The sequence below is a fragment of the Pedobacter punctiformis genome (assembly GCF_027213715.1).
Classification (GTDB): domain Bacteria; phylum Bacteroidota; class Bacteroidia; order Sphingobacteriales; family Sphingobacteriaceae; genus Pedobacter; species Pedobacter punctiformis.
Genome location: NZ_JAPWGM010000005.1, coordinates 362,706 through 380,470, shown reverse-complemented (window position 1 = coordinate 380,470; position 17,765 = coordinate 362,706). Strand labels below are relative to the sequence as shown.

Below are 17,765 nucleotides of genomic sequence, written 5' to 3'. Positions count from 1 at the left end.
TTTCAATCTTTTTTATTCCCTCCTGCAACATCCGCTGCTTTAGGATTCCATTCGTTTCCGTTTGGGATTGCAAAGGTAGAAAAACTTTTTTAATCCGCAAGAAAAATAAATTCTTTTTTTCCCTCCCGGATTAAACCTTAAGCCAGGCAAAACCCAACTTAAAACCCCATTTCTCCCATTCCTTCAATTGCCGTTTCCTTAATCTCCCTAATCCCTTCCCTTACGGCGTCCTAGTCCTTCCGAACCGGGTTGCAAAAGTAGAAAAATTATCCGCACTAACAAAACATAAAACCCTTTTATCCCGCCAAAATCCCTTAACTTAATGGATATCAATAAGAAAAAATAGAAGATTTGAACCTCAGGAGCTAAAAAATCGGGAAAAGGAAAGGTTTATTGGGAGTTTTGGAGCACAACCCCTGGATAAATAAACCCGGCCCTAATGGAAAACCCGAAGGTAAGGCACGAACCGAGGCTTTGAAATGAAGGGCGGGACCAAACCCCAATACCTCAAATACGCCTGATTTCCTAAAAAAGAAATTTTAATACTGTCCTGTTGTTAATAAAACAAGTGTACAGGCTTCAACCGGTTCGATATTATGCTGATCCAAAAGTTTTTCTAATTCCAGATTTTCTGTACCGGGATTAAAAATTACACGCTTCGGTTTGGTTTCCAATATATAATCATGGTACTGTGCTTGTAAATCGGGACCAATATATAAGGTTATGGTATCAATGTCCTGATGAATTTGTTCAGGCTTTTCAATTTCAACTCCGGCAACCTCTCCTTTTTTTATACCAACATTTACAAAATCGTGGTTAAAACGCTTTAACATATGTGCGGCTTTGTAAGCATATCTGCTCGGATCTGGCGATGCGCCTATAATTAATGTCTTTTTCATGAATTTTTCTTATTCTGGAACATAAATTCCTCCTTTACAAATAAAGGCATTTGGTACAAAATGGTTTTAAGAGAATTGTCATTTATTTCAGTTTCTGATTTGCAGCTAAACATTCTCATGTTTTTTATCGCCACAGGCAACCTCAAAATGAATAATGCCGTAATAGGGTTAAATCAAAGACAAAACCCATGAAAAAAAGCTTAATTACCCTAACCATACTTATGCTCATCATTTTTTTTCTGTACAGTTGCTCTAAAAAGCAGGCTGAAGAGATTAAAACCGAGCCCGAAACTCCGGTTGTTCCGCCAACAGGTGGTACGGTTACTGTAGATAATGTAACCTTTACCAATTACATCCAGGCCCTGGTTCAAACAAAATGTGCAAGCTGCCATACGGCTGGCGGCAGCGGAGCACCAAGCTGGACCTATTCAAATTATGCGTCGGTTACTGCAAACTCAGCAAAAATTAACAATGCCGTTTTGGTTACGGGCGTTATGCCAATGAACGGATCGTTAAGTACAAGCGAAAAACAACTTTTAAAAGCGTGGCTGGATAAAGGAATGCCTCAATAGTATTTATCAGTATTAAAAGCAAACCGACCAATGAAAAAACTATTACTTATGGCAATTGTGCTGATCGGCACAAATTGCTTTGCACAAAAACCGCTTATCAGTAAAAACACTAATATTTCTTTTTTTTCGAGCACGCCTGTTGAAGACATACAAGGGATTAACAATACGGCAATATCGGCAATTGATGTAAATACGGGAGAGGTACTTTTTAAGGCAAACAATACGGCTTTTCAGTTTAAAAAGAAGTTGATGCAGGAGCATTTTAACGAAAATTATATGGAAAGTGAGCAATATCCTGTTTCTTCTTTCAACGGAAAAATTATGGATAAGCCTGATTTTAACAAAGATGGAACTTATACTGTAACTGTTAGCGGAACATTAAACGTACACGGGGTTTCAAAAATCTATACCACAAAAGCTACGCTGATTATTAAAGACAAAATAGTTAAAGCGAGCGCGGCATTTAAAGTTAAAACAGCTGATCATAAAATTAAAATCCCTTCGCTGGTAATTACGCACATTGCTGAAGTAATGGATATAAAGGTGAATGCAACTTATCAAATCAATTAAAATGAAAAGAATATACAGCATTATATTATTGTCAACCGGATTTAGCAGCTTCTCTTTTGCGCAAAGCGATCTGGAGAAAGTGTTGGGTAATCCTGTGGCACCGGACCAGAAAGTTTCGGCCACTTTTAAAGCAATCAAACTAATCAACGGGCATTCTAATGAGACCATTTTTAAACATGAACTTAATTTTAGTGTAGACCACAGGTTTGGCGATATTGCCGGAAAAAATGGAGGCATAAAGAATTTTTTCGGCCTGGATCAATCTACCGATATCCGCATAGGCTTTGATTATGGATTATCGGATAAATTATCTGTGGGAATAGCCAGGGCTAAAGGAGCCACTGCCGCAACACAACTTTATGAGGGCAACCTGAAATACCGTTTAATGGAGCAAACTATAAACGATCGGGTTCCGGTAGCCATAACATTATTTGGAAGTGCCACCGCTTCAGCGGTTAAGGCATCTGATGATCTGACTTCTGCCACCGCCTACAAATCTTTTCAGGATCGTTTAACCTATGTGGTTCAGGGTATTATAGCCAGAAAATTTAACAGCAATTTTTCTTTTGCTATTACACCAACTTATATCCACCGGAATTTTACAGCCTTTAACGATCAGAATGATTTATTCGCATTAGGCATTGGCGGGCGCATAAAGTTTAGCAAGCGCATGGCTTTTGTGGCCGATTACTTTTTACCTTTCCGTAATGCGGATAAAAAGAAGTACCTGGAGCAGATTAATGACCAAAAATTTTATAATCCGCTTGGAATTGGTTTAGAAATTGAAACTGGCGGACATGTTTTCCACCTCAATTTTACCAATGCTACGGCAATACAAGAATCTCAGTTTATTACAGATACGCATTCTTCCTGGTTAAAAAACCAATACCGGTGGGGATTTAGTATTGCAAGACGATTTTCGATGGTAAAAAAAGAGAAGGCAAAAAATTAATGCTTTGGAGGGGAAGTTAAAATTTCCCCTTTAATTAAACTTGGTTAAAAGGGCAATTTGTCCGGCATGATAAGCATGATGCTGAACCAGGCCATTAAGCAGTTCTACCTTATCCATTCCTTTGCCCAACGCTGCACTACTTTCTGATTTTACCCATTCGTGCCAATCCTGACCTTTTATAGAATCGCATACCCGGATAAGTTCCTCATTAGCAACCTTAAAATCAAAAATAATTTTCTCCCAGCCTTGAGCCGTCTTATTCTGTGGAGTTGGCCAATCACCCATAGCTGGTTCTGAAGCTATTTTATCCATTAGCCGGGCAGATACCTCCTCTGTCCAGCTGGTTAAATGCAAAGTAATTTCCGCTATAGAATGTCCATCTGTAATAAAATACTTAAACGCGTTTTCGGGTTTAACCTGATTCAATATCTGCATGATGTGATTGCCATGCCATGCATCACCATTGAATGCTTTTCTTAATTCGACCGTGATATTAAACATAAAGAAAAAACAACCGAGATATTAGAATGTTTTATTACGATGCCGATATTATTGCATTTGCACAGTTAATACCATCTATGGCAGCAGAAACAATACCACCTGCATAACCAGCACCTTCAGCACATGGATACAAGCCCGAAACCTGCGGATGCTGAAAATTTTCTTTGTCTCTTGGAATCCGGACAGGTGATGAGGTACGGCTTTCTACACCAACCAAAATGGCTTCATTGGTATAATACCCTTTAATTTTATTTCCAAATAATGGAAGCGCAGCTTTTAAACTTTCAGAAACAAATTCTGGCAGAATATTATCAAGCATTACACTTTTTGTACCTGGCAGATAAGAATTTTTTGGTAAATCTATAGACAGCTTATTGTTTACAAAATCAATCATCCGTTGTGCGGGTGCAACTAAATTGCCTCCCCCAGCCTCAAAAGCCAGTTTTTCTATTTCCGATTGAAAGTTTAACATCCTTAGCGGATCATAACCTTGTACATCATTTAAGGTAACTTGCACCACAGTACCCGAGTTGGCGTATGGATTATTTCTTTTGGATGGCGACCAGCCATTAACTACAATTTCATTTTCTCCGGTTGCACAAGGCGCAATAATTCCACCCGGGCACATACAAAAAGAAAACACGCCCCGTGCACCAACCTGCTCAACCAGACTGTAGTAAGCTGGTGGTAAAAATTCTGAACGGGTATCGCAATGGTATTGAGCAGAATCTATAATGGCTTGTGGATGTTCAATACGAACGCCCAACGCAAAGGGTTTTGCCTCAATCAGAATATTTTTGCGGTTCAGCAATTCATATACGTCTCTGGCTGAATGGCCGGTTGCCAAAATAATATGATCGGCAAGTAATTTATCTTCAAAATTTATTTCGATGCCTTTAACTTTCCCAAATTCAACCAAAATATCAGTCATTTGGCTATCAAACATTACTTCACCACCCGCATTCAGGATTGTATCTTTTATTGAAGTAATAATATGGGGCAATTTATTTGTACCAATGTGCGGACGGGCATCTACCAAAATATCCTGCTCGGCACCGTGGCTTACAAAAACCTGTAATACTTTATTAATATCTCCGCGTTTGTTAGACCGGGTATATAATTTACCATCAGAATATGTTCCGGCTCCGCCTTCTCCATAACAATAATTAGATTCGGTATTAACTAAACCTTGTTTATTAATGGTGGCCAAATCCCGTCTGCGTTGTTTTACATCTTTACCGCGTTCGATAATGATCGGTTTTAAACCATTTTCTATACACTGCAGTGCAGCAAATAAACCGGCTGGCCCTGCACCAACTATAATTACAGGCTTAGCATTACTGACATTTTGATAGTTTACCGAATAAACTTCAGGAATTCTTTCTTCATCAATAAAGGCCTTTACCTGAAGTCTGTAAATTACTTTTCTTGAACGGGCATCAATAGATCTTTTTAGTATTTCATGACTCCTAATGCGATCCAGGGGCACTTTTAAAGATTCAGCAAGTTTCTGATTGATGATTTCTGGTTGCTCAACCTGATGCGGGAGCAGCGTAATTTCGATTTCTTTTTGCATACAACTTGTCAGGTATTTATCCCGAAGTGTAACAAAGGTACATCAAAATTCTGAATACACTAATTACTAACCCCTTAGAAAAATTAATTACCTATTAATCAATTAAAAAAGTATCAAAAGTTTATGATAGTTAAGCCATACCCCCTAAACCCTAACTGCTCAAACGTTTTATATAAGTACTGGTAAAGAAACTTACATCTATTTCTATTATACAATAAATAATAAACGTAAACAAGTGAAATTTAAGGCTGGTTTAAACAAATCAGGCATAAATAAAAAAGAGCAAGAAAAAAGAATCAGAAAAGCATATAATGCTATTCATGATCTACTAACAACTAAAATATATGACGGGAAAGATTTCAATGAAATAAATAAAAAGCAAGTAATGCCCTCTTTCAATCACGCGGCAGACGCATATTTAGAAAACCGTAAACTATTTCTCTCTGATAAATCTATCAGAAATTATGAACTAGGCATCAATTTCTTTAAAAAATATCTACAAGAAATAAATATGCCATATGTTTTATTAGATTGTATAGATGGAGAGTTATTGGAAAATTATATTGTTTACATGAAGGAGTATATATCACCCAGATTCAAAAAATCACTTTCAAAATTTACAATTAAAGAATATAAAGAAAGACTTGGCGCTATATTAGAATTCTGGTTTTCTAAAAAGCGTGTTTTGACTCATAATCCTATAAAATCAATTAGGATAGGCTATGAATTAATAAGAGAACAAAAAGACAACAGTACAGTATTTAGTGTAGAGCAATTACAAAGTATATTTGATTATGTTAAAAAGCACAGAAAACCGCCCTACTTAACCTTTTTACTCCTTATATACTATGCCCACCTAAGACCTATTGAAATTTGCAGACTAGAAATCAAGGATTTTGATTTAGAAAAAAGAATGATTTATTTAAAAGCAGCAAAAAGCAAAACTAGGATAGCAAGAAAGATTACCTTAGATGCTCCAATGCATAATCATTTACTCAGTATTGGAGTCGATTTTAAAAAACCTGAAATCCAAAATTATTATCTTTTTAGCAATCATGGTAATGGCAGGATTACTTATTTAGGTGAAATTATGTACAAACATAAAAGTATGTCATATAGCTTTAAAACGATGTTAACTGACCTTGGAATTAATACATCTTTTACTAAATATCACCTTAAGCATACGGCCAATGTACATGAATTAGTTTATGAGGGACTGTCTTTTACTGAAGTACAAATTAAGAATGGTCACACTTTAAGCAAAACAACAGAGGTTTACTTAAAGGATTTAAAGGAATTTTATTTGGAAAATCAGAAAGAGGAAAAAGAGAGAGTTTTAAAGTTCAACATTTAATCATTACACAAAATAAATTAGATTTTAATATAAAATAATAAGACTGTTCATTGTAACATAAAAATACAAATAATATTGTTTTATTTAGATTATGGAATTACCTTCGTGCAATCATCATCCCTAAAAATAATAACTAATTTTATTTAATAATTATTAAACTGATGAGAAAAATTAATGCACTCTCTTTACCTTTTAAGGCTATAGGGCTATATTTCATAGCCTTACTTTTAGTTATATCTGCTTGTAAAAAGGATAATCTAAGCAATGAGAAACTTTCTAGCAACGAGCTTTCAGTCTTAAAAGACTGGCAAAGCAAAAACTTTAATCAAAAAAGTCTACTGTTTTCAAGTATGACTCCAAATTGGAATCAGGTTTATGTAAATGAATTAAAAGATCAAACTGTTTATGAAATTGACTTAATTAGTTCTATTGATGCTTTTATAACCAATGATATTGTCAGTAAAAATGATAAGCAAAATCATCAGATAAAGAGTAAAATTAAATTATTGATTTTTAAGGATCATAAAAGCGGGCAAATAACTGACGGCTATTATATGGCCAGTGTTTCTAATGACCTATTACACTACAAAGAAGTAGATAATTTTACGGGTACAATTTACTTTTATAACAAAATTGGAAATTTCGTAAATGGGTGGGTTTATGATAGGGGTAAAATGATAGTACCAATTGTTCCGGGTACAGAAGCTGGGCATAGGGAGTCTGTTAACGCAGCATTGAAAGAAAAAATCAATATGAATGATTTTGGAAATGGAAGAATTCAGGTATCGGCGCAGCAATTTTGTTATACTGGTCAAACTCCAATTTATGGTGAATCATGTATACAGCCTGAAGGTTCACAAGCACCAGTCTGTTCAACATACATTAAAGGTTATAATTACACCAGATTTTGCGTAGATGTAGAGATACCAACAGATGGTGCCGGAGGGCTTATTCCCGACCCTAATAACCCACGTGGACAACAACCGGTTCCAGGTACATTACCAATTGCGCCGGATGATGGGAATCCGCCAAAAAATTACGGCACAGATCCGAATTGCTTAAATTGTGTAGTTCCAGTTAGTGTTTTTGAACAGCTTTTAGCTGATTCAAGAGCAGCAGGATTGACAGTATCTCCACCTAAACCGAACACTACTGTTACTCTTCCAGATGGATCAAAATATGTTGGTACTATAATTGAGATTAAAGATGCAAATGGTGATTTAGTCGTATCCTTTTTTACGCCTAATGTAAATGCAGGGCCCTTTACAGTAGGTTATCAATATAATATAGGAGGTAAGGGGCCAGATGGAACAGGTAATCCAAATAATTACACTCCAGTCTTTTATGGCCCAAGCGGGCAACCGATTATTTTTAATCCCGTTCCTCCATTGGGCGGTGGGGCAACACCAGTAACTTATACTTTTGATGCAAGCTATTATTATTCAGAAGCAGAAATGCTGGATATTATAAGTTCCATACAAGACCCAATAACAGGTAATGGAATTGAGCTTTATTTAATAGTTCAATATAAAGGCTCTAAATTATTTAACTTAGGCTCAAGAAGTACATCCAATACTATTGAGGTTGGAACTTATACTTTAATGCCCTTTTATAATAGTAGCGGTGGATTATCATTTTATACTGCATCAAGATTAGGAACAGGTGGAAATAAAAATGGTGTTGAATATCTTATCAAAGCAGATCAAGTAAATAATTTTAGAACAAATGTAGAATATTATACAAGTGCTGCCGATTTGGTGTATATGAATGGTACACCAACCAAAGGAATGATTCAATTAATGGCCGGAGATCGGGTAAGTGGCTTGCTCAATCTTTGGGGTGAGTCTATCAAATCCCCATCTTATTGGATTTATTTAGCAACTTTGTATGTTACAAATCCTACCAGTGCTTCTGTAAGGACTAATGCACTTCGATCTGTAGAAGCGGCGGTACAGCAAGATGTTGTTGTGTTAGGTCATTATCCCGAATATGTTGCTTTAGCAGAAGAACTTGCTGCGAAGAGGTTTGAAATACCATTAAATATTTGGAAAGAAATGTCTGATCCGGAACGTTGGATTGCAAATCAAAAGTTTTTAGATAGGGCGATTTCAAGGGGGAGTGATATAATATTGGCAACACCAATAAATAAGGTAAGACCTGGAAGTTATTTTGAAAAAGAATTAAATTATTTATTTAGTAAAGGTTATAGAGTTAGTTCTGATGGTCGTTGGTTAATCAAATAGAAAGTATGCAAAACAAAATATTATTAAAAGATCTTCTTATAGCAAACCACTTTGAACTAATTGAAGATATTAATTCAGGATCTTTTGGGGATTTCTACTGCACCTATTCTAATGGTGATGTTTTGATTAGAATGGTTAGAGACAGATCAAGCACTTCATTAGATATCGGTACAATAAAAGATAATAAGCTATGGTTTGATTTGGGCTTAATTAAAGCATTAATATATAAGGAAAATGATCTTAAAAAGGTCTTTGCGATTGAAGATTCTATTAATTTTTTAGAACAACATCTCCAGCTTATTAAAATGTTATTCAACCACGAAAAATATTCTTCTACCAAAGCAGCGCTTGAAGATCTTGAAAATAAACGGGTGGCACAGATGTTTCCTTCAAAGAAAAATTATAATGAAAGTTGAAGAAACGATAAATAAGGTGTTGAATATTCCTAAAGAACTTAGTCGAAATGACAATATTTCAGTATATAATGCTTTAAAAAATTCGGGTTATTTTTTGAATTTTGGAGAAGTTACCGAGGAGAGTATAAAAAATATCCTTTCTCAAAAAGATAAGCAAATCATTGATAATTGGCTAACATACTCTGAGAATAAACGCACAACATCTGGTTGGTACTTTTTTTTTTAAATGAGAGTACCGACTATGAAGTTGGCCTGTTAAATGGTGATGGAAAAAAAGAACAAATTCAATACTTTACAAATGATTTAGAAGCTTGTGCAACTTTTATTAAAAACGAGATAGAAAGCATAAGATTAAGAAATATCATTAAACCATAATTCAGTTGGCCTAATTAAAATGTAATGAAATTTAAAATAATCGAAACGGAGCACATTCATCAAGGAATGGTAAAATATATTAAAAAGGATTTTTCATTTGATACAGAGCCAATTATACACGAAATTGACTACGACCTAGCTTATAATAAGCTTACACTAACTGTTGTTGATAAGCAAATTATAGAAATATGGGGGTACTCAGGTGGGGATACTAAACGAGAAAAGCTTACTCAAAATATTCCTAAACATATAAGGGGAATTCTTATGGTGGAAGGAGAATTTGAATATGGCTTTTGTTATAGTATAAACAAAATTTCTGTACAGGTTTATGAAAACGAAAAAACAGGTTGGTTTTGCATCGGTGACCCTGAATTTGAAGGAGAAGGAGTTGAGTTTATAAATAATTGTATTGCTTTTATTAACAACGAGGGCCTATTAATGTCGCTTTGGATAAAACCAATATATGTTTAGATATGGCATAATTTAAAGAAATAGTATTAAAGAATAATTCAGTTGGAGTAATTAAGATTAAAGTCTATGAAAAAAATAATAATATATAGTTTCTTTTTATTGCTGTTTTCTAACCAAGCGTTTCCCCAAACTAAAAGTGTGAAAGACATGTATTGGGATTATATACAGATAAGAATGTCTGATAGTAAAAAACAGGAAACAATAGCCAAAGCACTTGAGCTTTTAAATCATAAAACAGAATTAAATGAAAAACAAATAGCCAATTTAAATTATCATTTAGGCCGAATATATGAAAGCATTGATGAAATTAAAGCAATTCCATATTATGAGGAATGCATAAAGTTTTCACCCAATTATTATGTGCCTTATCTTGCATTGGCGGCTATAAATATTAAAAAATGTAATGCACTTAGCGCTGAGGTTAATAAGGCGGGAAAAGAAAAAAATATCCCACTTTATAAAGAGAGTTTTACTAAATACAAAAATCAAGTTTTAAAAACTTTGATTTATATGGAAAAAGCTCAAGCCTGTGACCCGGATGAACAGATGCTTGATATGATTAATAAATATTACTCATCAATAAAAGACATGCAAGCACTTGGTATGCTACCAGAACGACTAAAAAAGCTTTCTGAAAATTGTGCAACACTTTTAGATGATGAATAATCAGTGAGAATTTGAAAGCATAAAAGATTATATTATCCTATTAAGCGGTTGGTGTGTATTATCAACCGCTTTTTTGCTTTACTTAACTAATATAAAAAATCAATATATTCTCATTTTTTAATTACCTTACTCGCTTAAAAGTCTATTAAATGCCCTCAAAGATTTCCATTGCTACTAATAATCATTTTGATTCCATCATCACTATTTTTAAAATTCTGAATAAATAAGCATTTTACTGACATTTTGATAGTTTACGGTATAAATTTCAAGAATTTTTTCTTCATCAATAAAAGCCCTCACCTGCAATCTGTAAATGACCTTTCTTGATCGTGCATCAATAGATCTTTTCAGTATTTCGTAACTTTTAATGCGCTCTAAAGGCACTTTTAAAGATTCAGCAAGTTTCTGATTGATGATTTCTGGTTGCTCAACCTGATGCGGGAGCAGCGTAATTTCGATTTCTTTTTGCATACAACTTGTCAGGTATTTATCCCGAAGTGTAACAAAGGTACAGAATTTGTAATCTAATTTGTAAATTGAGCTTAAATTCAATTTGAATACATAAAACAAATATCTTAAAGATGAAAAAATTAGTTTTTGGAATTTTAGCTGCTGTGATTGCAGTTAGTACGCTAAGTTCATGCGGATACAACAGCATGGTTAAACTTGATGAAAATGTAAAATCTAAATGGGGAACCGTACAAACCCAATATCAGCGAAGAGCAGATTTAATTCCAAATTTAGTAAGTACTGTAAAAGGTGCCGCTAAATTTGAGCAGGGAACTTTAACCGCAGTGGTTGAAGCCCGTGCAAAAGCAACGCAAATGACTGTTAAAGCGGACGAATTAACGCCAGAAAATATTCAGAAATATCAGGAAGCACAAGGACAATTAAGTCAGGCACTAGGTAAATTATTATCCATTACCGAAAATTATCCTGAATTAAAAGCAACACAACAGTTCAGCGATCTTTCTGCACAGTTAGAAAGCACTGAAAACAGAATTACTGTTGCCCGTAAAGATTTTAATGATGCTGTACAGGAATACAACAGCAAGATCAGATCTTTCCCAACCAATTTAACAGCCGGAATGTTTGGATTTAAAGCTAAAGGCTACTTTGAGGCTGATGCAGCTGCTAAAAATGCGCCTAAAGTAGAATTTTAATTTTAAGCTATAAAAATTAAGGGTAATGCGTGTTTCATTTAAACATGTATTACCCTTTTTACTTCATTATAAAAGAAAGATATGTCTATATTTTCAGATATTGAACAGGATAAAATTGCAAAAGCGATTGCTGATGCAGAAAATGCAACTTCTGGCGAAATCCGGATTGCAATAGATAAACATTGTGAGGGTAATGCATATGAAAAGGCAATAGAATATTTTACAAAGCTGAATATGGATAAAACTGCACAGAGAAACGGGGTTTTGATTTATCTGGCTCATGCAGATCATAAATTTGCCATTATTGGCGATAGTGGTATTAACCGCGTAGTACCTGATAATTTTTGGGAAACGACTAAAGTAGCCATGAATGCCCATTTTGCCAATGGCAATCTGGCAGATGGTATTGTTGCCGGAGTTGCCCTTGCAGGAGAAAAATTAGCTTTATTCTTTCCTTATCAGGCGGGAGATATAAACGAATTACCAAACGATATTGTGTATATGGATAAACTGGAAAATAACTAAATAATGAAAAAACTATTTCTTTTATCGCTGTTTAGTTTAATCTTCTGCTTCGCTTTTGGACAGGATTTTCCTGAAAAGCCATCAACGCTGGTTAATGATTATGCTGGCGTATTGTCTTCTACCCAAAAACAGGGATTAGAACAAAAACTGGTTGCATTTGACGATTCATCTTCTACACAGATTGCCATTGCAATTATAAAATCGGTAGGTGATTACGATATTAATGAATATGCTGTTGAATTAGGACGTAAATGGGGCGTTGGTCAAAGTGGAAAGAACAATGGTATTATGATTGTTGTGGCCGTTGGTGACCGAAAAATATCGATTCAAACCGGCTACGGAGTTGAGGGCGCACTGCCAGATATTTATGCAAAACGAATTATCGAAAATGATATTAAGCCTTATTTTAAAGCAGGAGACTATTATTCCGGGTTAGATGCAGGCACTACTTCCATTATAAAATATACCCGTGGTGAATACAAAAATGACAACCCTGGAATTTCATCCGGTAAAGGTGGATCAGGAAGTATTGTCATCATTATTATTATTGTGATTGTTATTATTATCCTGATGAGAAAAGGTGGTGGTGGAAACGGAGAAGTAATTGGAAGCCGTGGTGCATCCAATGCATTATTTTGGGCACTGCTTTTTGGAGGCGGAGGCCGTGGTAATGGCGGTGGATTCGGTGGTTTTGGCGGAGGCTCATCCGGCGGAGGTGGTGGATTTGGCGGTTTTGGTGGTGGAAGTTTCGGCGGAGGTGGTTCCAGCGGTAGCTGGTAGAGCACCAAAATACCTGACCGGACAAATAACCGCGTAATAAAAGAGTTTAATAAACATGTATAAAAGAGATTTAGTTACTGCTGAAATTCAGAAACTTGCCCAGGCTTTAGCCAGAATAATTGGTTTAAAACTGGAAGGCAAAAAGGAAGAATCTGATTTTTGGTTTGCCGATACACTTGAAAATGAATTTGAGCTACCCTATTCGGGCTTGTTAGCGATTAGTGACGAAGAATTTGAGTTTTTTTTGAAAGACAAAAGTTTCTCTGCTGAAAAGCTGGAGTTATTAAGTAAACTACTATATACCCAAATAGATCATTTCGATAATACAAACGACTTTCAGGTTATTGCCAAAAAGCTATTGACACTTTATCAGTTTATTGAAAAGGAACATCATACACAATCTTTTGAAGGTTTATCAAGACAAAAACAAATCAAAGGTTTTTTAGAAAACATTTAAAACTGTTCGTTTTTTTCGGATTGTTCTACTAAGCTCTTTGAAGTATTCACATAAGGCCTTGTGCAGACTCAATATGAGTAGAAAAATCTAATTAAAATTTAAACAGTTTCTTAATTTAAGAATATACATGATAATTGAAAAGTGGCGTAAAATTGCCTCAAAATATTTAGTTAGAGAAAAATGGGCTACATTAAGGGTTGATACCTGCGAGTTGCAGGGCGGCGCTATAAAAGATGACTATTATGTTTTAGAATATCCAAACTGGGTTAATGCAATTGCATTAACCGAAGAGGGTAAAATGATTTTGGTTAGACAATATCGCCATGCGGCAGATATTATTTCTTTGGAAATACCAGGCGGTGTAATTGATGGGGACGAATCACCAGAGTTTGCCATTAAACGTGAACTACAGGAAGAAACAGGATATAGTTTTAAAACCTGTAAACAAATTGCAGAACTTTATCCTAATCCGGCAACATCTACAAATAAAACCTTTACCTATTTTTTAACCGGAGGCGAAAAAACCCATGACCAGCATTTAGATGAACATGAAATTTTAAATGTAGAAGAATATACTGTAGAAGAGGTTAAACAGTTATTAAAGGATAATAAAATTGCCCAGGCTTTGCATGTTGCAGGTTTATACTATGGGCTGGCCGAGTTAGAGAAATAATAGCGATCCTAACAGTTCTTGATGGTTAAGTAAATAAAAAGCCCATGATTAATAAAATCATGGGCTTTTTATTTTGTCAAATGAGTAATATTAGCTCATTTTTAATTTCTTTTGAATATCGTGTACATAAGCTTTGAATTTCTTATCGGTATCAATTAAATCTTCAACCGTTTGGCAGGCATAGATTACCGTACTGTGATCGCGACCGCCAAAGAAAGCTCCAATTGTTTTTAGAGATGATTTGGTATGACTTTTTGATAAGTACATAGAAATTTGACGGGCCTGCACAATCTCGCGTTTACGGGTTTGAGATTTAACCATATCTACTGGTACTTCAAAATATTCGCAAACCAATTTCTGAATGTATTCCATCGAAATCTCTTTTGAGGTATTCTTGATGAAATTCTTCAACATTTGTTTAGCTAAACCTAAATCAATTTCTTTTTTGTTTAAAGTAGCCTGCGCAAGCAGTGAAACCATTGCACCTTCCAGTTCACGTACGTTATTATCAATATTGTGCGCTACATACTCAACCACTTCGCCTGGCAACTCAATACCATCGGCATACATTTTCTTTCTTAAAATTGCAATACGGGTTTCCAAATCAGGAATTTGCAAATCAGCTGAAAGCCCCCATTTAAAACGGCTTAATAAACGTTCTTCTAAACCTGCTAAATCTTTTGGCGCTTTATCTGATGTTAAAATAACCTGTTTACCCGATTGGTGTAAATGATTAAAGATATGGAAGAAAATATCCTGAGTTTTTTCTTTTCCTGCAAAGTTGTGTACATCATCCATAATGATTACATCCATTGCCTGATAGAAATTAACGAAATCGTTAATGGTATTGTTTTTCAGGGAATCCACAAACTGCTGACAAAATTTCTCGCAGCTTACATATATAACCAGCTTATCAGGCATGGTTGCTTTAATTTCATTACCGATGGCTTGTGCAAGGTGCGTTTTACCTAAACCTACGCCGCCATAAATCATTAAAGGGTTAAATGACGTACCGCCTGGTTTTGCTGCTACGGCATAACCTGCAGACCGGGCTAAACGATTACAATCTCCTTCTATATAATTATCAAAAGTGTAATTAGAGTTTAACTGAGGATCTACGTTTAATTTTTTTAATCCCGGAATAATGAAAGGATTTTTAATGTCTTTATTAATAGAAACTGGAATAGGCATAGATTGCGTCTTTGCTTCAGCTCCATTTCCGTTAGAAGGCATATTAGTGGTATAAGGATTACCACTGTTAGATGACTTATCTACAACGATATTATATTCTAATCTGCCGTCTTCTCCAAGTTGCTTTTTTACTGTTTTACGTAGTAAGCCTACATAGTGTTCTTCAAGCCATTCGTAAAAGAATAAACTCGGTACCTGAATGGTTAAAACCTTACCTTCTAATTTAAGGGCTGTTATTGGCTCGAACCAGGTTTTGAAACTTTGGTTCGGAATGTTATCCTTAATAATTTGAAGACAGTTCTTCCACACTTCTGTACAAGTTTTTTCCATTGCGATTTCTATAATTTATTGGTTTACAGTGCCGATTCGGACATCCGGATTGGATCGTTTCGGGACTACGAATATTGAGAAAATTATCAACATTTTAAACAAAAATTTCAAATATTTCGTAACATCTTCATAAGCAGCAAGCTATCATCTCCAACCTGAATTTTTAGTGTGGATAACTATTTCTCCACATCAGTTTTCAACATAATATCAGCCTGCAGCTCAATTTTCGATCTATTGTTATAAACCGATTTCGGAAAAGCAAATTCCAGGCCACTTAGCTGCTTTACTAAATTATTTTCTGAAGTTTCTCAGTCACAAAACTCAAACCCACTGAATATCAAAGCTATTATTTAAACTGTAATTTTAATACAAAAACCTCTATTCAGTTTATTCAATCTCATCATGACCCTATTTTACGCAATTTGGGGAAATTGAATTGTAGAAATTCAATTTAAAACGATTTAATTACCTAATATTCCCCAAATACGCTTCTCAGCACATCTGCAATTTCACCCAGTGTTGCATACTTTTCTACCGCATCAATAATTAAAGGCATCAGGTTAACATCTGTGCTTGCGGCTTTTGCCAAAGCCCCCAAAGCTTCTTTAACTTCGGCAGCATTACGATTGGCTTTTAACTGATTTAGTTTCTCTGTTTGTAACTTCCTGATGGAGTCATCTATATTAAAAACTTCAGTAATACCTTCCTCCTCTTGTGTAAATTTATTTACCCCAACTAAAACCCTTTCCCCGCTTTCCACTTCTGTTTGATATTGATAAGCTGCGCCAGAAATTTCATTTTGCATGTAGTCACTTTCTATCGCATTAACAGATCCACCCATTGCATCAATTTTATCTATATAAAGCCAGGCAGCAGCTTCTACTTCATCCGTAAGATTCTCTACAAAAAAAGATCCGGCCAATGGATCAACGGTATCCGTTACACCACTTTCAAAACCTATAATTTGCTGTGTTCGCAATGCAATTTTTGCTGCTGATTCTGTTGGCAAAGAAAGCGCTTCATCATAACCATTGGTATGCAGCGATTGCGTACCACCCAATACCGCAGCCATAGCCTGGTTGCTTACCCTGATTACATTATTTAAAGGTTGCTGTGCCGTTAAGGTAGATCCTCCAGTCTGGGTATGGAAGCGCAACATTTGCGCTTTTACATCAGTAGCCCCAAGTTCTTTTGTAATTTTGGCCCACATCCTTCTGGCTGCCCTGAATTTGGCTATTTCTTCAAAAAAATTATTGTGGCAATTAAAAAAGAACGATAAACGTTTAGCGAAAACATTAATGTCTAATCCTTTATCCAATGCTGCTTTTAAATAGGTTTTTCCATTGGCTAAGGTAAATGCCAGTTCCTGCACAGCCGTTGAGCCCGCTTCTCGGATGTGGTAGCCTGAAATGGAAATGGTGTTCCATTTGGGCACCTCTTTACTGCAATATTCAAAAATATCAGTAATTAACCGCATTGAAGGCTTTGGCGGATAAATATAAGTCCCTCTTGCAGCGTACTCTTTTAATATGTCATTCTGAATGGTACCCGAAATCTGCTTTAAATCAGCTCCCTGTTTTTTAGCAAGTGCAATATACATCGCCAGTAAAATTGAAGCTGTAGCATTAATGGTCATAGAAGTGGTGATGTTTTTCAGCTCAATGCCGTCAAACAGAATCTCTATATCTTTTAATGAATCAATAGCAACCCCCACCTTTCCAACTTCACCATCTGCCATTTCATGGTCAGAATCATAACCAATCTGGGTAGGTAAATCAAATGCAACCGAAAGTCCTGTTGTACCCTGCGCCAATAAATAATGGTAACGTTTGTTAGATTCTTCAGCTGTAGAAAATCCGGCATACTGGCGCATTGTCCACAAGCGTCCGCGATACATATCCTTTTGAATCCCACGTGTAAAAGGAAATTCGCCAGGTTTTTCCTCCATAGGTTTAGCTGAAGTATAAAGTTCTTTAATTTCTATACCCGAAGTGGTTGTATGTTTGTGATCACTCATATTAAAGTTTGGTTAGCTATTGACCCGTCAACTG

General features: G+C 35.4%; 20 protein-coding genes. 14 read left to right on the top strand and 6 right to left on the bottom strand.

What is annotated here, in order from left to right:
* Positions 1-539 precede the first annotated feature (539 nt).
* Positions 540-899: a CoA-binding protein gene (locus tag O0955_RS15650; RefSeq protein ID WP_269428501.1), complete on the bottom strand. Its 360-nt coding sequence runs from the start codon at positions 897-899 to the stop codon at positions 540-542.
* A 188-nt stretch (positions 900-1,087) separates the two neighbouring features.
* Here O0955_RS15650 and O0955_RS15645 point away from each other — a divergent pair, with 188 nt between their 5' ends.
* Genes O0955_RS15645 through O0955_RS15635 form a run of 3 tightly spaced genes read left to right on the top strand, consistent with a single transcriptional unit; the run spans position 1,088 to position 2,993 of the window.
* Complete coding sequence (locus O0955_RS15645; RefSeq protein ID WP_269428500.1) at positions 1,088-1,471, top strand: c-type cytochrome; 384 nt, start codon at positions 1,088-1,090, stop codon at positions 1,469-1,471.
* A gap of 30 nt (positions 1,472-1,501) precedes the next feature.
* The gene (locus O0955_RS15640) at positions 1,502-2,041 is read left to right on the top strand and encodes a YceI family protein (protein WP_269428499.1); all 540 of its coding nucleotides are present in this window, start codon (positions 1,502-1,504) and stop codon (positions 2,039-2,041) included.
* A gap of 1 nt (position 2,042) precedes the next feature.
* Entirely contained in the window at positions 2,043-2,993 is a 951-nt protein-coding gene (locus O0955_RS15635; RefSeq protein WP_269428498.1) for a DUF5777 family beta-barrel protein, read from the top strand.
* Between the two features lie 30 nt (positions 2,994-3,023).
* Here O0955_RS15635 and O0955_RS15630 read toward each other — a convergent pair whose 3' ends face one another.
* Together O0955_RS15630 and O0955_RS15625 are read right to left on the bottom strand one after the other, a co-directional pair.
* Positions 3,024-3,494: a DinB family protein gene (locus tag O0955_RS15630; RefSeq protein ID WP_269428497.1), complete on the bottom strand. Its 471-nt coding sequence runs from the start codon at positions 3,492-3,494 to the stop codon at positions 3,024-3,026.
* 34 nt (positions 3,495-3,528) lie between these two features.
* Complete coding sequence (locus O0955_RS15625) at positions 3,529-5,070, bottom strand: NAD(P)/FAD-dependent oxidoreductase (protein WP_269428496.1); 1,542 nt, start codon at positions 5,068-5,070, stop codon at positions 3,529-3,531.
* A gap of 235 nt (positions 5,071-5,305) precedes the next feature.
* On the opposite strand from O0955_RS15625, the gene O0955_RS15620 reads away from it, so the two are divergent.
* From O0955_RS15620 to O0955_RS15595, 6 genes are all read left to right on the top strand, one after another.
* Positions 5,306-6,424 carry a tyrosine-type recombinase/integrase gene (locus O0955_RS15620; RefSeq protein ID WP_269428495.1) on the top strand — a complete coding sequence of 373 codons (1,119 nt, stop codon included), beginning with the start codon at positions 5,306-5,308 and terminating at the stop codon, positions 6,422-6,424.
* Positions 6,425-6,585: 161 nt separating this feature from the next.
* Entirely contained in the window at positions 6,586-8,667 is a 2,082-nt protein-coding gene (locus O0955_RS15615) for a hypothetical protein (protein WP_269428494.1), read from the top strand.
* Between the two features lie 5 nt (positions 8,668-8,672).
* Positions 8,673-9,083, top strand: a complete 411-nt coding sequence (locus O0955_RS15610) for a hypothetical protein (RefSeq protein WP_269428493.1) — start codon at positions 8,673-8,675, stop codon at positions 9,081-9,083.
* Positions 9,073-9,309: a hypothetical protein gene (locus tag O0955_RS15605; RefSeq protein WP_269428492.1), complete on the top strand. Its 237-nt coding sequence runs from the start codon at positions 9,073-9,075 to the stop codon at positions 9,307-9,309. Before O0955_RS15610 ends, O0955_RS15605 begins: the two co-directional genes overlap by 11 nt.
* 173 nt (positions 9,310-9,482) lie before the next feature.
* On the top strand, positions 9,483-9,929 hold the full coding sequence (locus O0955_RS15600) for a hypothetical protein (protein WP_269428491.1): 447 nt from the start codon (positions 9,483-9,485) through the stop codon (positions 9,927-9,929).
* A 66-nt stretch (positions 9,930-9,995) separates the two neighbouring features.
* Positions 9,996-10,595, top strand: coding sequence for a hypothetical protein (locus O0955_RS15595; protein WP_269428490.1), 600 nt, complete (start codon positions 9,996-9,998; stop codon positions 10,593-10,595).
* Between the two features lie 207 nt (positions 10,596-10,802).
* On the opposite strand, the gene O0955_RS15590 is transcribed toward O0955_RS15595, so the two are convergent.
* Positions 10,803-11,066: a hypothetical protein gene (locus O0955_RS15590; RefSeq protein WP_269428489.1), complete on the bottom strand. Its 264-nt coding sequence runs from the start codon at positions 11,064-11,066 to the stop codon at positions 10,803-10,805.
* 110 nt (positions 11,067-11,176) lie between these two features.
* On the opposite strand from O0955_RS15590, the gene O0955_RS15585 reads away from it, so the two are divergent.
* The 5 genes from O0955_RS15585 (at position 11,177) to O0955_RS15565 (ending at position 14,193) form a co-directional block, all read left to right on the top strand.
* A complete protein-coding gene (locus O0955_RS15585; protein ID WP_269428488.1) occupies positions 11,177-11,758 on the top strand; it encodes a LemA family protein in 582 nt (193 codons plus the stop codon).
* Between the two features lie 81 nt (positions 11,759-11,839).
* Entirely contained in the window at positions 11,840-12,283 is a 444-nt protein-coding gene (locus O0955_RS15580; protein WP_269428487.1) for a TPM domain-containing protein, read from the top strand.
* 3 nt (positions 12,284-12,286) lie between these two features.
* Positions 12,287-13,063 (top strand): TPM domain-containing protein, encoded by a 777-nt coding sequence (locus tag O0955_RS15575; RefSeq protein WP_269428486.1) that lies wholly within the window; start codon positions 12,287-12,289, stop codon positions 13,061-13,063.
* 55 nt (positions 13,064-13,118) lie between these two features.
* Positions 13,119-13,520: a hypothetical protein gene (locus tag O0955_RS15570; protein ID WP_269428485.1), complete on the top strand. Its 402-nt coding sequence runs from the start codon at positions 13,119-13,121 to the stop codon at positions 13,518-13,520.
* A 127-nt stretch (positions 13,521-13,647) separates the two neighbouring features.
* Positions 13,648-14,193, top strand: a complete 546-nt coding sequence (locus O0955_RS15565; RefSeq protein ID WP_269428484.1) for an NUDIX hydrolase — start codon at positions 13,648-13,650, stop codon at positions 14,191-14,193.
* A 90-nt stretch (positions 14,194-14,283) separates the two neighbouring features.
* Here the strand turns inward: O0955_RS15565 and dnaA are convergent, their stop codons facing one another.
* Both dnaA and O0955_RS15555 read right to left on the bottom strand, forming a co-directional pair.
* Complete coding sequence (gene dnaA / locus O0955_RS15560) at positions 14,284-15,714, bottom strand: chromosomal replication initiator protein DnaA (RefSeq protein ID WP_269428483.1); 1,431 nt, start codon at positions 15,712-15,714, stop codon at positions 14,284-14,286.
* Positions 15,715-16,183: 469 nt separating this feature from the next.
* Positions 16,184-17,731: an acyl-CoA mutase large subunit family protein gene (locus O0955_RS15555; protein WP_269428482.1), complete on the bottom strand. Its 1,548-nt coding sequence runs from the start codon at positions 17,729-17,731 to the stop codon at positions 16,184-16,186.
* Positions 17,732-17,765 lie beyond the last annotated feature (34 nt).

Excerpts from the sequence above, each read along its gene's own strand:
- O0955_RS15650 (WP_269428501.1), bottom strand. The coding sequence starts at position 899 with ATGAAAAAGACATTAATTATAGGCGCATCGCCAGATCCGAGCAGATAT.
- O0955_RS15645 (WP_269428500.1), top strand. The coding sequence starts at position 1,088 with ATGAAAAAAAGCTTAATTACCCTAACCATACTTATGCTCATCATTTTT.
- O0955_RS15640 (WP_269428499.1), top strand. The coding sequence starts at position 1,502 with ATGAAAAAACTATTACTTATGGCAATTGTGCTGATCGGCACAAATTGC.
- O0955_RS15635 (WP_269428498.1), top strand. The coding sequence starts at position 2,043 with ATGAAAAGAATATACAGCATTATATTATTGTCAACCGGATTTAGCAGC.
- O0955_RS15630 (WP_269428497.1), bottom strand. The coding sequence starts at position 3,494 with ATGTTTAATATCACGGTCGAATTAAGAAAAGCATTCAATGGTGATGCA.
- O0955_RS15625 (WP_269428496.1), bottom strand. The coding sequence starts at position 5,070 with ATGCAAAAAGAAATCGAAATTACGCTGCTCCCGCATCAGGTTGAGCAA.
- O0955_RS15615 (WP_269428494.1), top strand. The coding sequence starts at position 6,586 with ATGAGAAAAATTAATGCACTCTCTTTACCTTTTAAGGCTATAGGGCTA.
- O0955_RS15610 (WP_269428493.1), top strand. The coding sequence starts at position 8,673 with ATGCAAAACAAAATATTATTAAAAGATCTTCTTATAGCAAACCACTTT.
- O0955_RS15605 (WP_269428492.1), top strand. The coding sequence starts at position 9,073 with ATGAAAGTTGAAGAAACGATAAATAAGGTGTTGAATATTCCTAAAGAA.
- O0955_RS15600 (WP_269428491.1), top strand. The coding sequence starts at position 9,483 with ATGAAATTTAAAATAATCGAAACGGAGCACATTCATCAAGGAATGGTA.
- O0955_RS15595 (WP_269428490.1), top strand. The coding sequence starts at position 9,996 with ATGAAAAAAATAATAATATATAGTTTCTTTTTATTGCTGTTTTCTAAC.
- O0955_RS15590 (WP_269428489.1), bottom strand. The coding sequence starts at position 11,066 with ATGCAAAAAGAAATCGAAATTACGCTGCTCCCGCATCAGGTTGAGCAA.
- O0955_RS15585 (WP_269428488.1), top strand. The coding sequence starts at position 11,177 with ATGAAAAAATTAGTTTTTGGAATTTTAGCTGCTGTGATTGCAGTTAGT.
- O0955_RS15580 (WP_269428487.1), top strand. The coding sequence starts at position 11,840 with ATGTCTATATTTTCAGATATTGAACAGGATAAAATTGCAAAAGCGATT.
- O0955_RS15575 (WP_269428486.1), top strand. The coding sequence starts at position 12,287 with ATGAAAAAACTATTTCTTTTATCGCTGTTTAGTTTAATCTTCTGCTTC.
- O0955_RS15570 (WP_269428485.1), top strand. The coding sequence starts at position 13,119 with ATGTATAAAAGAGATTTAGTTACTGCTGAAATTCAGAAACTTGCCCAG.
- O0955_RS15565 (WP_269428484.1), top strand. The coding sequence starts at position 13,648 with ATGATAATTGAAAAGTGGCGTAAAATTGCCTCAAAATATTTAGTTAGA.
- dnaA (WP_269428483.1), bottom strand. The coding sequence starts at position 15,714 with ATGGAAAAAACTTGTACAGAAGTGTGGAAGAACTGTCTTCAAATTATT.
- O0955_RS15555 (WP_269428482.1), bottom strand. The coding sequence starts at position 17,731 with ATGAGTGATCACAAACATACAACCACTTCGGGTATAGAAATTAAAGAA.